The following is a 14,216-nucleotide window of genomic DNA, read 5'->3' as shown; positions in this document are numbered from 1 at the left end:
TTTTCATAACTTTCAAGACCAAAGCACTGCTGGTGTGTTTTCAGGTCTCACCTGTGGCAAAGCTGCAAGGCCTTGCCACAGGTTATATCTGTTAGTTCTCCAAAAACGACAGGATCTCATTCAAGATCAATCTGTGTTGCGCTTCCCGTTTGTCCGTTCCTTTGAGGCAGACGATTTCATCGCCTGGCTCATGTTCTTTCAAGATGGCATAGCCCTCCGGTTTGCAGACGCCCATGAAGTCGAAGTGCCCTGCGCTTTCAAGCTCGATATGCTGTACCAGCTCAGTCGGGAGCGCCTTGGCAAGCGCGCGGGACTCCAAATCCTGGTCCAGCATATCGGCGCGTCCGGCGCCAAGAACGAGAACCGGGATCGCCACCGATGAAAGGCTTGATCGCGACAGAACCGGTGTGCCGCCCAGGTCCAGGCTGATGATCTTTTGGAGGCGGCTGTCTCGAAGGATTTGTGACATTGCCCGCCGGTCTGCAGGCGTTTCGGCAACGGACCACCCCCGCAGGATGTCGCAAACAACTGGGATTCGGACATCGCCAAAGCAGCCCTCATCATAGAGAGTGGTGTCAAACCGGACCCCGCCTGCAAGCATGACCGTAAAGCCGCCAAGCGAATGGCCGGCAGCGTAAATCCTCTTCGGATCGATCCGGTCACTCCAGTCGCTGTTTCCCGTCAAAAAGCTGATCAGCCGTGTGAGGTCCTTTGGGCGCTCCCACAATTGGCGTGCGTGATCGGGATCCCGCAGGAAGGAACTGGTTCCAGGATGATTGACCATGGCAACAATGTAACCCCGGCGCGCCAGCGCCGACCCAAGCCAGGCTTGATTGAAGGTGTTGCCATACATGCCGTGCGAGACAATAAGCAGTGGAAAGCGTGCGTCCACCATCGGGGCGCCTGGATCTGCGGGGGCCATTTGCCAGACACGGCTTTTATCTGCTTGCGGCGAGCGCTCTGGCGTCGGGGTGGGGTACCAGATGTGTCCTGACAACGGGCGGTCTGTCCGGCTGTCGTCAATGACGAGTTCCTGAACTCCCGGCCCAAAATCCGCACCGCCGGGCTTTTCTGGTGATGAGGCAAAGGCGGCGTGAGCCAGGAATGTAAGGCTTGCGAACAGGGCAAGGGTAGGGCGCAAATAAGAAGCGGAAAGAGACATGAAAGCTCCAAAGTCGATCTACGGTCCCTTTGAGGTGTGGCCGGAAACGTCATGTTGACAAGCGCCGGACGCCCTGTGTCCTGTCCTCAAACGTGATAAAGGACAGCCGCCAAGGAATTTCTCCCACTAACCGGATCACCATGATCAGCATTCCCGTCTCTTTTTTGCTTGCAACGGTGTTTTTGCTGCTGTGGGTGTCCGTTCTTTTTAGCCGCTCCATTCCTAGGCGAGCGCGGTTTTGTTTTCTCGTGCTGCTGACAGTCCTTATGATCGAAGCGGTCCTTGTTGGTATGCGGTTCGCGTTCGGATTCGATCAGTTTGTGATCGTTCAAAGGACGCTGGCGATCTGGATTTCACCGCTCACATACCTAAGCTTTCTGGCACTATCCGAGCCGGCCGAACGTTTGCGGCGGCTGATGGTATTGCATGGCGCAATCGCACTGACAGCCTCCGGCGTGTTGCTGCTGCCTGTTCCGATCTTCACGCTGATTGATGGTGTTGTCGCTGTAAGTTTCGGCGTCTACACGGTTTTGCTGGTTCAGCATTGGCGGCGCGGCGCTGACGCCTTGTCGCAAATTCCGACAGGTGCGACGGGCCGCTGGAGCAGGATAGAAGCCGGCGCTGCTGGCGCGATGTTCGCAACGCTTGTGATTGATTGCGGCATTGCCCTCTTGTTTTTCTGGGCCGAGGTCGAAGCAGCGGCCCGGCTTCTGTCTCTGGCGACGCTTGCCGGATTGGCAGGCGCGGCAGGCTTGGTTCTTTGGATCGGACGGGCAGACCGAAAAGCATCTGATGAGAGGCAACAGGGCACTTCTTCGGAAGAGTTGGCAACAGTCGTGGCTGCAGCAAAGGCCATATTGGCTGATCAGGAGTTGTTCCGGGATGATACGCTCACCGCATCCAGATTGGCCCGACGGGTTGGCGTGCCCGACCGGGAGTTGTCCCGGGCGATCAATCTGGAAGCTGGGATGAGCGTGAGCCAGTTCGTCAACCAGTTCCGGTTGGAGGAAGCGGCAAGGCTGCTACGCGAAACAGATGATCCTGTCACTCACGTGCTCGAAGCTGCTGGTTTTTTAACCCGCTCGAACTTCTATAAGGAATTTCAAAAGCGGTATGAGCTTTCCCCGGGCGCTTACCGGAAGAAGCACCAAGCTGCGGCCTAGTCCGCGTTTGCGATTTCGTCCAAATAAAGTTCAGCAAAGGCACCGAGCAATTCATGGCACAGTGTGACAGAGCGATCGTTTGCATCCCAATAGGCGTTTGACCCGCCGCAGGACGTTGTCCGGAATGTGATCTGTTCCGGCAGCTTGAAGTATGTATCCAGGTCTTCGGCCACCTGTTCCAGGATCTCAGCTTCTTTCATAAACAAGACGACACTCTCAAGGCCTTCAGAAGCTGGTTCATGAGAAACCGTAACCTTGCCTCCTGGCTCGTCGCTGTCACTCGTGTGCGGATCTGTCACTTCCCGCCAGGAATCGGATGTCTGTGCATAGTCGTAAGCACAGCTCTCGATCCGCTCATCCGGCATTTCAAGATCGCGGGCAATATCTGCGAAGGTTTCTTCGTCGGCGCCGACCATCAGGCACAGGATCCGGTACCCGCGCTGTTCATCAAGATCGTGTTCGCCATAAAAGACCAGATCGTTTTCTTCATCTGAGGAGACGAGAAACCAGCCGATCATGGCATTGATCAACAAAAGGTCCCGGTCGTCCGTTTCATCGGATAGCATGACGATGGTTGCCAGATTGTCGACCGCGTCTTCTTCCTGACCCAAAACCGGAATGCGGAATTCGGAAATCAGCATATGTCCGGCTTCGTGGTACGTGGCGAAAAGCGCATTGCCACCGACAAAGACAAGCAAGTTTTCCAGTTCTTCTGAAGAAAGTTCAGCCAGGCGCTCATCCATGGAAAGTCTGTGATCGGCTTTTCCGTCCGCCATCGCGGCAAAGGGAAAAGTGGTTGCGAAAAATCCAAGGCAAACAAAGGCGAGCAAGTTGCGGAGCTGGTTGGCAAAATTGGGCGAAGGGAGGCGCATTCAACAAGCCTTGTTTACAAGTTCACGTACAGTTCAAAAACCAGATTAGGCGGCAATTCGGGTCATTGCCAGCGGCGAAGTCATCCGTCCTTCTGCCATCGACATGAAAATGTCATGGCCCGCCCCCCTTGCAGGCAGGGCAAGGCCCCGTTATTAAGGCCGCGAAATTTCTCAAAAAGACCATAGGACACGGCGGACTTGGCCGGTCCCACCCTCTAGTTCAAGAAAGACGATGAAATGGCGATTGAACGCACGTTTTCCATGATCAAGCCGGACGCCACCAAGCGGAACCTGACCGGTGCCATCATCAAAAAATTCGAAGATGCCGGCCTGCGCGTCGTAGCCTCCAAGCGCGTATGGATGTCCATCCGTGAAGCGGAAGCCTTCTATGCCGTTCACAAAGAGCGTCCGTTCTTCGGCGAACTGACCGAATTCATGTCCTCCGGCCCGACCGTTGTTCAGGTTCTGGAAGGTGAAAACGCGATTGCGAAAAACCGTGAAGTCATGGGCGCCACCAACCCGGCCGACGCTGACGAAGGCACCATCCGTAAGGAATTCGCCCTGTCCATCGGCGAAAACTCCGTTCACGGCTCCGACGCTCCGGAAACCGCTGCAGAAGAAATCGCCTTCTGGTTCTCCGGCACCGAGCTGGTCGGCTAATTTTCTTTAGCTGAGTTTTTTGAGAAGGGCTGGCACCTGAAAAGGTGCTGGCCCTTTTTGCGTTTGGCGCTCCTGTTACCGTCGATGACCGTTTGTGCAACTCTAGCCCCGGATGTCACCCCGGGTGCAGCGGAGCGGAAACCCGGGGCCCACTCATTTCCAGAGCCGAAGGATAGAAAGCAGAGCTTTGGCGAATAATGCGGCGAGCAGGCACCTGCTCGGCGCTGCGGTTGGCCGGGGTGATACTTGAGTTCGGTGCAACGGCAGCGGACAGAAATGTACCACTCGGCCAAAATCACCTGTCCATGTTGCCCCGTGCCGCCCCGGACCTGATCCGGTGCCTGTTTCGTTTGTGGTCCCGGCTCAAGGCCGGGACGGTACTGAGAGCGCAGGGACACGGATGCGCTTGGTCCGTACACTGAAGTCATCCCGCCCCGCGCAGCGGAAATGTGCGGGAGCTTGCCCCGGACTTGAGCCGGGGATCCATTCCACGTTTCACCGCGCCGAAAGCGTTTTTCGGGGTCAAGCCGAGCTGCAATGAATGAGTTCCAATCCCTAGACGCTGGAAATGAGTGGATCCCCGCACGTTGGCGGGGATGACTTCCAGAGTTCGCTGGAGCACGGAGCGGCAGTACTTTGTTTTCCGTGGGTATTTTCGCAGGCTGCTACCGTTTGTTACACGCAGAAACATTTTAAGACGCCTTGGCGACAGCATTCCTTTGACAGGGCGGCCATATAAGACATGTCTTGGGCGAAAGACATGGGAGAACTGAAATGCGCACAACGGCATTTCTCATTTGCGCATTGGCGGTAACGCCCGCCGGTGCACATGACAGCGCGTCACCGATTTCCGGTGAAGAAGACCTGGAACACAGTCATTTCGGCGAAGATATTCTGCACCTGCTGGTACCCGAAGCAGAGGCGTCCGCTAACATCACGGTAGACGGCAACAAGCGGCGGATCCGCGCCAATGGCTATCCGATCAAGTCGCCGGGCAGTTTTCCGAACCGCAACAATCCGCATCGCATCTCCAAAAAGAACTACAATTTGAAAGTGCCGCTGGCCCCACGCAAAAACGGTCGTGCAACCAACGCCCAAGGGTCTGTCTTCGGCATTGCTCTCAACGGCGTTGTTATGGATCCGGGAACCGCCGAATACTGGCAAAACAACCGGCGGTCCGGCTGGAACTATGAGGCCATGGGCGGGGCCTGCAAATTGGGTTTGGACAAATACAATGCCCATGTTCAGCCCGATGGCACCTATCATTATCACGGCATTCCGACCGGTGTTTTGGCCTCGGAAGGTGGACGGTCCGTACCGGCGCTGATTGGTTATGCCGCCGACGGGTTTCCAATTTACGGCCCCTATGGCTATTCCAATCCGCAAAAGAAATCCGGCATCAAAAAGCTGAAAAGCAGCTACCGGATCAAGTCAGGAACACGGCCGAGCGGGCCGGGCGGACGCTACAACGGCAAATTCACCCAGGACTGGGCCTATGTGCGCGGCGCCGGGGATTTGGACCAGTGCAACGGCCGCTTTGCTGTTACTCCGGAATACCCCAAAGGCACCTATCATTATGTGCTGACAGATCAGTTTCCCTATATTCCGCGCTGCTGGATGGGCTCGCCGGACAGCAGTTTTAAGCGGCTGAAGCGCCGGGCGGATGTAGATGCCGGTGAGGCCGAAGCCCAATTTGCGGCCTTGGCAGAGGAAACGGACACGTCCGCGCAAACCATCGACTTTACTGCCTTTTCTGACAACAGCGACACCGCGTTGACGCTCATTCAGGCGCAGGGCGGGCACAGGCCCCGGTTCCTTCAAGGCGGTCACCGTCCACCGCCGCCAGGCGCTGGGCCCCGTCAAGGGCAACGCCGCCAGGGCGGCCGCGGGCCTTGCAGTGGCAGCTGAATAAAGCAACAAGAGTGCGTGGCGGCACGCACTCTTTTCCATTCTTGGAATGTGCCTGCGTCCAATACTTTGGGGATTAGGGGCAAATTGATGAAACGGAAAATCTTGCTGGCGTTCGTTGTTGGGGTGCTGGCTGCACCACATGCATGGGCAGCAGACGAAGCTGGCGCCAGTTTCATGGAACGATGGGACATCAACAACGACGGAGAGGTTTCTGTCGAAGAAGCCGAAAAGCGCAGACAGGCTCTCTTTGCTAAATTGGATGCCAACAAGGACGGTTATCTGGACAGCAACGAATTTTCAGCAGCGGGCCAGGAGCAGTCAGAACCGGCAAATACAACCATCTTAAGAGGTCTGGACCTGAACGACATCAATGGTGACGGCAAGGTGTCTGCCGGTGAGTTCATGTCGAATTCCGGCAGCTGGGTCGACATGATGGACGGCAACAACGATGGCGTCGTAACAATCGAGGAATTTCAAACCAAGTGGCACGACCGCGACGCCCGCATCAGACTGCGTGGCGGGTAGGCGGAAAAACAGAAATGTCACCCAAACAATGCGGTGCTTGACGGGTGTGCCGCGTTGAAGGGATAAGGATCGTTCGTGTTCAAAGACCGGAATGATCCATGACGCAGCAGCCGCCAAAATCAGCCTTTTCTGCCTGTCCCCATGACTGTCCGTCCACCTGTGCGCTGGATGTCAGTTTTGATGACCAGGGCAAGATCAAGCGGTTGAATGGGGCCAAGGACAACGCTTATACGGCTGGTGTCGTCTGCGCCAAGGTCGCGCGCTATGCGGAGCGTCTTTATCACCCCGAAAGGTTGCTGAAACCTCTCCGCCGTACCGGCAAAAAGGGGGAGGGCCGGTTCGAGGAGATTTCTTGGGACGCAGCGCTCGATCTGATCGCGCAGAAGTTTTTGGCAGCGGAAGCGGACTTCGGCGCTGAGAGCGTCTGGCCCTATCACTATGCCGGAACGATGGGGCTGGTGCAGCGTGACAGTATCCATCGTCTGCGCCACGCCAAGGGTTATTCGCGTCAATTCGACAGTTTCTGCACCAATATGGCCTGGACGGGTTACGTCGCCGGAACCGGCAAACTTGCAGGGCCGGACCCGCGCGAAATGGCACTCTCTGATCAGATTGTCATCTGGGGAACCAACCCAGTCGCGACCCAGGTCAACGTCATGACCCACGCGATTGCCGCCCGCAAGAAACGCGGCGCGAAGATCATTGTCATCGATGTCTATAAGACCGAGACGATGAAACAGGCGGATATTGGCCTGGTTTTGAAACCGGGAACTGATGCAGCGCTTGCCTGCGCGATCATGCATGTGCTCTTTCGCGACGGTTTTGCCGATTGGGATTATCTCAACAAATACACTGACTTCCCAAGAGAACTGGACTCACATCTTAAAGAGCGCACCCCGGAGTGGGCGGCCGGGATTACCGGCCTGGATGTTCAACAAATCGAAGACGTCGCCCGGATGATCGGCGAGGTCAAAAAGACCTTCTTCCGGCTGGGCTACGGGTTCACGCGGGCGCGCAATGGGGCGGTTGCCATGCACGCCGCTGCCTCGATCGCCGCTGTCACCGGCTGTTGGCAATATGAAGGTGGCGGCGCGTTCCACAACAATGGCGCCATCTATCATCTGAATAAGGAAATGATCGAGGCGGGCAGTTTAGCTGATCCGTCGGTGCGAGCCCTCGATCAGAGCCTGGTCGGCCGCATTCTGACCGGTGATGAAGAGGCGCTTCTGGATGGTCCGCCGGTGAAGGCGATGCTGATCCAGAACACCAACCCGATGTCGGTTGCTCCAGAACAAGAGTTGGTCCGGCAAGGGTTTCAACGCGAAGATCTTTTCACCGTCGTCCATGAGCAGTTCATGACAGAAACGGCAGAGATGGCCGATATCGTCCTGCCGGCAACGCAGTTTCTGGAGCATGACGACATCTATAAAGGTGGTGGCCACCAATATATCCTTTTAGGACCAAAGGTGGTTGAGCCGCCGGAAGGTCCGAAGGAAAATCTTTTTGTTTTGAATGAGATCGCAGCCCGCGTTGACTCAAAATCTCATCAAGGTTTTGAAATGAGCGCGCGCGATCATATCGGCTGGATGCTGGAAAACTCCGGCTATGGCTCTTTGGAAGAGTTGGAAGCATCCAAGTGGATCGACCTACAGCCGGAGTTTGATGACGCGCATTATCTAAATGGCTTTGGCCATGCTGATGGCAAGTTCCACTTCAAGCCGGACTGGGGCCGGTCGGCCGCACCAAACAAACCGGCGGGCGAGCCCTTTGGCCCGTGGCAGCAGATGCCGGAATTGCCGGATCAATGGGAGGCGATTGAAGCAGCGAGCGAAGACCATCCGCTGCGCCTGGTGACGGCTCCGGCACGCTCGTTCCTAAATTCCAGCTTCAATGAAACAGACGGATCGCGCAAGAAAGAAGGCCGGCCGGAAGCCTGGCTGCGTCCGGAAGATGCGGCCCGGTTCGGGATTGAGGACGGTGTGAAAGTCAAAATGGGCAACCGCCGCGGCTCTATCATTTTACATGCCCGTCTGGTGGATACAGTTGCGCCCGGCACAGTAATTTCTGAAGGCATCTGGCCGAATGAGGCATTTGAGGACGGTCGCGGCATTAATACGCTCACCGGCGCAGATCCCGTCGCGCCGTATGGCGGCGCTGCCTATCACGACACAGCGGTGTGGTTACGGACAGTCTAGATTCTGCGATGACAAACGTTTGTCGGAGTAGGGCCTGTCCGATCAGGAAACTCGCGGCTTTTCCGCAGTGGAATTTTATCCTGTCGATTGAATTTGCTGACAAATTCAAAATAATGAAACTGAATCAGCGAATCCGATAAACGTATTATTGATTTGAGTATTTGGATATCGTTTGGTCAGTTTCTGGAAGTTTCCGCAAAGCGGACCTTATAGATTGTGCATCGGAATGATTTTTTGGGCGGTGGTTTTTTCGATTGGCTGGTCGAACTCCTCCGTGCCACATGAAATACTTAACGGAGTTAGACGTAATGAAACCAAGCCAATTGAAATCCCTTTGTCTTTGGCTTGCCCCATTGGGGGTGTTCTCAACTCCGGCCCCGGCGTCAACAGCAGAGAAAATGACGCAAACAGTTCCTTGGTGGGCGCCGCCGGGAGAAACGGATACCACGGCCTTTTCGGCGCTCATCCTGCTCTTTCTCTTGGTCTTCGCTGTCTTCCACCTCTATGCGCGGTTCGACCGATTTGCCGAGCGGCATAACGAGGGGACGCCGCTTCAGACCACCATTCCAACGTTGTTGATGGTCGCGTTTGCCTATGAGATTTTTCCGCCCTTAAGTCATTTCAGCATTCTTCTGCCGTTATCCTTGATCGCGACAGCCCTTGCGCGCGATTTGATGCTTTGGTTTGAGCCGATGAAGGAACACACCCTCAAAGGAGAGCTGGAAGGCCTCATGCTTGAAGAGTTGCAGCATGAGCACTTGGGTGAACATGACCGGTATGGCAATCGAGTGCGGCCCTCACAGGAAAACGGACCCGGCAATTCAGCGGCTCAGACTGTCGACCCCGGCTCGGAGGCAAGCGGCCCACCGCCCGCACTAACACAAAAAGCATCGCCGAAATTTGCGGGAGTGACCGACAATGATTGAGTTGACCGTAACGTCGATCCCGTTCGTTTTGCGGATCCTCTATCTGCGCTGGCGCGGAATTCCGATCACGCTCTACAACGTGCATATCGCTCTGTTTGCATGGCTGGCGTTGGCCTTTGCGGTGTTCTTTACCGTTTTCTACTACTACCCAAAGTCTTACACGGGCTTTGTGCCGTTTCGGACTGTCCCTGTCGTCAGTGAGAATGGCGGCACCGTGACGCGCATTGAGGTAGACAACGGGTCGAGAGTAGAGCCCGGCCAAATCCTGTTTGCAGTCAGTGATGAAACAGAGCAGGCTGCCGTGCGGACAGCTGAGTTGAAGCTGGTCGAAATCGAGAAGTCCTTTGCTCTGGCGCAAGCTCAAGTCCGTTCGGCTGAAGCTTCTGTGGACAGGGAAAAGGCGATCCTGCAACAAGCTTCTGAAGTTTTTGAAGATCAGGAAGAGCTGCGTCTCCGCAAGTCGGCAGCCTATACCGCAAGCCGTTATGAAGCAGCCGTTGCTGATATGGATGCGGCTGAAGCAAAGGTATCGCAAGCGCAAGCGGCGCTTGATGAGGCCAATCTTCAATTGGACGAAGTTCTTCCTGCCCAACGGGAAAGTGCCAATTCCGCACTTAAACAAGCAAATGTGGAATTGGAAAAAACGGTCGTTCGATCTCAGGTCGATGGGGTGATTGATCAGCTGACCTTGCATGTTGGTGCGCGCGCCTCACAAATCGCGACCAGTCCTGCGATGTTGATTATCCCCGACCGGGATCCTGAGCATCCCAAACGGGTTCTTGCAGGGTTCTCGCAAGTTGCCCGCTCAATCCTCTACGTTGGTATGCCCGCCGAGGTCGCCTGCGACACAAATTTCAACATTGCCATGGTGGATGCGGTTCTTCCGGCACGCATCGTCGGTATCCAGCCAGAAATCGCGGCCGGTCAGATAACAGCGACAGGCCGATTGCTGGAACCTTCACAGTTCTCGGCGCGCGGTGAAGTGACAGTTCTGCTTGAGATGGTCTATCCCGAACACGAACAGAAGCTGATCAACGGCAGCGGCTGTATTGTCCAGACCTACGACCGAAATCTCGGTCATGGATTGATGGGACACGTTTTGGGCGGTCTTGGGATTATTAAGGCCTGGGGCCTTCGCATCAAGGTGTGGATTGCTCTGGTCTCTGGCGTCGGGCTTGCCGGTGGCGGTCACTAATTGACGAAAAATGTAGGGCTCTGCAGCGCTAAACCAAAATCGTCAAAATAGGCCGTGACAATGAGACTGGTGCGCAAATAGACCAATGCGATGAAAAACTCCGGCCCCCTCCCTCGGGATTGAGGGATGGGGCGGGGGCCGGGCCGCCGGTTCCGCTGGAGTGCCGTCCCAAGGATGAACGGCAAACAGCGTTCCCGAATTTCTGTTTTGTCGCTTTAAGGAGCTGATCCAAAAGCAAAGACGCGAAACCAAGGCTCGGATCCACGGCAGGGCTGCGCCTTGAAAAAACAGCGTCCCGCTGGAGTTACCCCGGTGCCGTGTCAGATTGAGCGTCTTCCGCTGTCACCAGCTGGCCTTCCTGGGCCTTATAAAAATACTGACTCGCCACTAGCCAGCCCTTTAAAGGGCGCAGCATTGGAATGCAGGTCAGCAGGATCAGCGGCAAAGTGGTGAACAAATGGACCCAGTAGGGGGCCTGGAACGCGATCTCCAGCCAAATGCCAAACGTCACCGCCGGAACGCAGCCAAAACAGATTACAAAGAACGCCGGGCCATCTGCCGGATCGGCAAAGCTGTAATCCAGACCGCAATGTTTGCAGCCCTTGGCCATGGTCAGGAAGCCATCGAAAATCTTACCCTCACCGCAGCGCGGGCAGCGGCCCTTGATGCCGGTTTGAAATGGCGGCAGCTTCGGCCAGCTGTGCTGTGTGCTCATCCATGGAGCCTTTCAGATGTTCACATGCCTGCGCTTGAAACCGCAGGGGTGTCTATGCGGTCATTTGCAGTCAATTGGAGAAATAACTTCATTTTGTCTGCAGTCAAAAATACCTGATTGTGCGCAAGCTGCAAGCCCCCGGGTTGCGGCATTTTGGTTCCTATTGTCTTGTTCCGGTTTGGCGTAAGCACTCAGAAATAGGCCGAGGCTTGTTCAGGCGACGTTTCCAAAAGGTTGGCAATGCTCTCCAAGGCACTGTCCAAGGTGCTTCGGGAGACCGGTCCGCCAAGGCACAGGCGAACAGCCTCTGCCGGGGTGCCTTGAACCGTAAAGGCGTCGCTTTCTGTAATGCCAAGGCCGAGACCGCGCACCTGGCTGGCAAAAGCGGCGCGGGTCCAACTGTTTTTTAGGGCAAGCCACAGATGAAACCCGTTTGAGTTGGCAAGGTAGTCCCGGCTTTGCAGCCTTTTTGCCGCGAGCTTCTGCCGCTCGGCGCTTTCAACAGCAATGGTTGAGCAGATTTCAGCGGCTGTCCCGTCCAGCACCCATTGGCTGGCCAGCGCCACCATCAAGGGGGGTGGCATGACGTGCGATGCGCGCAGCGCCCGCGACATCTGCCAAGCTGCTTTTTTGTTCGGCGCTTGTACATAAGCAATCCGCAAGCCTGCACCCAGTGACTTCGACAAGGAGCCGATATACCAAGTGTTCTGCGGTGCTAATGCTGCAAAGGGAAGCGGGGCAACCGGCAAAAGGGGACTATAGGGATCGTCTTCCAGGATCGGGATATTGTAGCGCGCCGCGATTTCCACCAAGGCCTGCCGCCGGCCCAGAGGAACGGTTCGGGTGGTGGGGTTTTGCAGCGTTGGATTGAGGTAAAGCGCCTTTAACTCGTTCGTTTGGCAGGCGGTTTCCAGTGCATCCGGTTCGATCCCGTCAGCATCCATCGGCAGGCCAATCAGCTTGAGACCCATTTGGGCACCAAGCGAGCGAAGCCCCGGGTACGTGATCCTCTCGCACGCGATCATATCGCCCGGCTGTGTCAGTCCGCTTAAGATGGCTGCCAGTGCCGCCTGGGCTCCCGGGGCTATCTGGATTCTCTCCGGGTCAGCTGTCAGGCCGGACCGCTGCAGCCATGTGATTGCAGCTTCGAGAGCCGGCTCACAGCCGTCAAAGGTCTGATAGCGCATCAGCGGGATCAGGTCCGCGGAGAGAGCGGTCAGACAGTCCCGCATTTTGGATTTCAAAGCCGGATCATCTGGTTCCGGCGGGAGGTTCATGGATGTGTCTGCTGGGCAGGGGTGGCGGGACGAAGAGGTCGCAGCGCGGTTCGGAGCTGGTTGGTATGTTTCAGAGACAAAGGTGCCGCTGCCAACCTGGGATGAAATCACACCGCGCCGTTGGGCTTCGGTATACCCGCGGGCGACCGTTGTGAAATCGAGACCCAGTTGGGCGGCGAGGCGCCGCTGTGCCGGTAGCCGGTCACCGGCTTTGAGGCGGCCAGCGGCGATATCTTGTTCGATCTGGTCGGCCAGTGCGAGATACCGGGGAGCATTGCTTCGGGTAAGGTCGGGGCGCCAGTCGGTCATCTAAGGTCATTCCAGTAAATTGACTGTATAATGACCGTATATACGGTTCGATCCATTTTGTCACCTGCTGCAAAAAAGCCAGACGGATGGAGAAAAGTTCCGAACGATCTGCAGCTATCCGGATCAGCCGTCCGCTCTATAATCGGCCGGACGGCGGACAACGATGAGACAAAAACATGACGATCAAAAGTATGGCCTTGGCTGTTCTAGCGTTGGGGGCGGTGACCGGCGGCAGCCTTGCTGATGAAAAAGCGCCGCCGATTGGGGCTGCGGTGAAGGATTTGCCGCTGTTTGACGCCCATATGCATTACAAGGAGCCGGCTTGGCAGAGATATCCGGTCGAAACGGTCGTCGAACTGATGGACCGGAACGGGGTTGCCATGGCGCTCGTCTCGTCAACGCCCGATTCGGGCACCATCATGCTTCTCGAATACGCCCCGGACCGGATCGTGCCGGAGTTGCGCCCCTATCATGGCAGCGCCGGGTCGTCGAACTGGACCAAAATGGAGGGCATGGAGGATTACCTTCATGGCCGCTTGGAAACCTATCCCCATGAAGGGATTGGCGAATTCCACATCCACCAGCTGGATACCTCCGACGCGCCGCTGTTTCGAAAGATCATCAAGATGGCGAAGGATCGGGATATCTATCTTCATGTTCATTCGGGCGCCGAACCCATCCGTTGGCTTTATGGGCTCGACCCCGACGTCAAAATCATATGGGCCCATGCCGGCCTTTCAACATCTGCCCAGGAGGTCTATGGGCTGATGGAAGAGTTTCCGGCGCTTCTGGCCGATACGTCATTGCGGGAGTGGGACATTGCCGGACCCGGAGACAAACTTAGCCCGGATTGGGTGGAAATTATTCTGGATTTCCAGGACCGGCTGATGATCGGCAGCGATACTTGGGTCAATAGCCAGTGGGAAAACTATTCGGCGATCATGGACATGAACCGGATGTGGCTGTCCCAATTCCCCAGACCAATCGCCGAAAAACTCGCCTACAAAAACGCCGAACGGGTTTTTGGTCGGACGATTTCCATGGAGCAGATCGGAACGCGGTGAGGGGGAGATTACGGCCAGACGGTCTCTCTGTGTGCAGCCTTTCACAGCTGACCGAGCCGACCTGGAACGGCATGGATCTCGGGTCAAGCCCACTGCTGTCCGGCTAAGCTGAGCAGATCTTATGTTTCTTTTTGAAGTGCTGTGCTTTTTCGGATGTCCGATTCTTCAGACATGAAACAACCGCCACCGCTTGTTCCCGTCTCCACCCTTGAGGGGGATATGCCTCCGGCAGGAGGCAGAGG

12 protein-coding genes are annotated in these 14,216 nt (G+C 56.2%); 8 read left to right on the top strand and 4 right to left on the bottom strand.

What is annotated here, in order from left to right; genetic code table 11:
- Positions 1 to 91: 91 nt before the first annotated feature.
- A complete protein-coding gene (locus tag FJ695_RS20390; protein ID WP_141187147.1) occupies positions 92 to 1,162 on the bottom strand; it encodes an alpha/beta fold hydrolase in 1,071 nt (356 codons plus the stop codon).
- A 266-nt stretch (positions 1,163 to 1,428) separates the two neighbouring features.
- On the opposite strand from FJ695_RS20390, the gene FJ695_RS20385 reads away from it, so the two are divergent.
- Positions 1,429 to 2,325, top strand: coding sequence for an AraC family transcriptional regulator (locus FJ695_RS20385; RefSeq protein WP_168206437.1), 897 nt, complete (start codon positions 1,429 to 1,431; stop codon positions 2,323 to 2,325).
- On the opposite strand, the gene FJ695_RS20380 is transcribed toward FJ695_RS20385, so the two are convergent.
- On the bottom strand, positions 2,322 to 3,197 hold the full coding sequence (locus tag FJ695_RS20380; protein ID WP_141187145.1) for a DUF4344 domain-containing metallopeptidase: 876 nt from the start codon (positions 3,195 to 3,197) through the stop codon (positions 2,322 to 2,324). The two genes, FJ695_RS20385 and FJ695_RS20380, sit on opposite strands and share 4 nt — an antisense overlap.
- A gap of 237 nt (positions 3,198 to 3,434) precedes the next feature.
- Here FJ695_RS20380 and ndk point away from each other — a divergent pair, with 237 nt between their 5' ends.
- The 6 genes from ndk (at position 3,435) to FJ695_RS20350 (ending at position 10,609) form a co-directional block, all read left to right on the top strand.
- Complete coding sequence (ndk, locus tag FJ695_RS20375) at positions 3,435 to 3,857, top strand: nucleoside-diphosphate kinase (RefSeq protein WP_133950293.1); 423 nt, start codon at positions 3,435 to 3,437, stop codon at positions 3,855 to 3,857.
- Between the two features lie 774 nt (positions 3,858 to 4,631).
- A complete protein-coding gene (locus FJ695_RS20370; protein WP_141187144.1) occupies positions 4,632 to 5,765 on the top strand; it encodes a YHYH protein in 1,134 nt (377 codons plus the stop codon).
- A 90-nt stretch (positions 5,766 to 5,855) separates the two neighbouring features.
- The gene (locus tag FJ695_RS20365) at positions 5,856 to 6,293 is read left to right on the top strand and encodes an EF-hand domain-containing protein (protein WP_141187143.1); all 438 of its coding nucleotides are present in this window, start codon (positions 5,856 to 5,858) and stop codon (positions 6,291 to 6,293) included.
- 98 nt (positions 6,294 to 6,391) lie between these two features.
- Positions 6,392 to 8,488: a molybdopterin-dependent oxidoreductase gene (locus tag FJ695_RS20360; protein ID WP_141187142.1), complete on the top strand. Its 2,097-nt coding sequence runs from the start codon at positions 6,392 to 6,394 to the stop codon at positions 8,486 to 8,488.
- Positions 8,489 to 8,886: 398 nt separating this feature from the next.
- Positions 8,887 to 9,414 carry a hypothetical protein gene (locus FJ695_RS20355; RefSeq protein WP_141187141.1) on the top strand — a complete coding sequence of 176 codons (528 nt, stop codon included), beginning with the start codon at positions 8,887 to 8,889 and terminating at the stop codon, positions 9,412 to 9,414.
- Positions 9,407 to 10,609 (top strand): HlyD family secretion protein, encoded by a 1,203-nt coding sequence (locus FJ695_RS20350; RefSeq protein WP_141187140.1) that lies wholly within the window; start codon positions 9,407 to 9,409, stop codon positions 10,607 to 10,609. Before FJ695_RS20355 ends, FJ695_RS20350 begins: the two co-directional genes overlap by 8 nt.
- A 304-nt stretch (positions 10,610 to 10,913) precedes the next feature.
- Here the strand turns inward: FJ695_RS20350 and FJ695_RS20345 are convergent, their stop codons facing one another.
- Together FJ695_RS20345 and FJ695_RS20340 are read right to left on the bottom strand one after the other, a co-directional pair.
- Positions 10,914 to 11,324 (bottom strand): DUF983 domain-containing protein, encoded by a 411-nt coding sequence (locus tag FJ695_RS20345; RefSeq protein WP_141187139.1) that lies wholly within the window; start codon positions 11,322 to 11,324, stop codon positions 10,914 to 10,916.
- Between the two features lie 191 nt (positions 11,325 to 11,515).
- Positions 11,516 to 12,910, bottom strand: a complete 1,395-nt coding sequence (locus tag FJ695_RS20340; RefSeq protein WP_141187138.1) for a PLP-dependent aminotransferase family protein — start codon at positions 12,908 to 12,910, stop codon at positions 11,516 to 11,518.
- Positions 12,911 to 13,086: 176 nt separating this feature from the next.
- Between FJ695_RS20340 and FJ695_RS20335 the strand changes: the two genes are divergently transcribed.
- Positions 13,087 to 13,974 carry an amidohydrolase family protein gene (locus FJ695_RS20335; protein ID WP_141187137.1) on the top strand — a complete coding sequence of 296 codons (888 nt, stop codon included), beginning with the start codon at positions 13,087 to 13,089 and terminating at the stop codon, positions 13,972 to 13,974.
- Positions 13,975 to 14,216: the final 242 nt, after the last annotated feature.

It is taken from the genome of Labrenzia sp. PHM005, assembly GCF_006517275.1.
GTDB lineage: Bacteria > Pseudomonadota > Alphaproteobacteria > Rhizobiales > Stappiaceae > Roseibium.
This window is presented reverse-complemented; position numbering and strand designations above follow the sequence as displayed.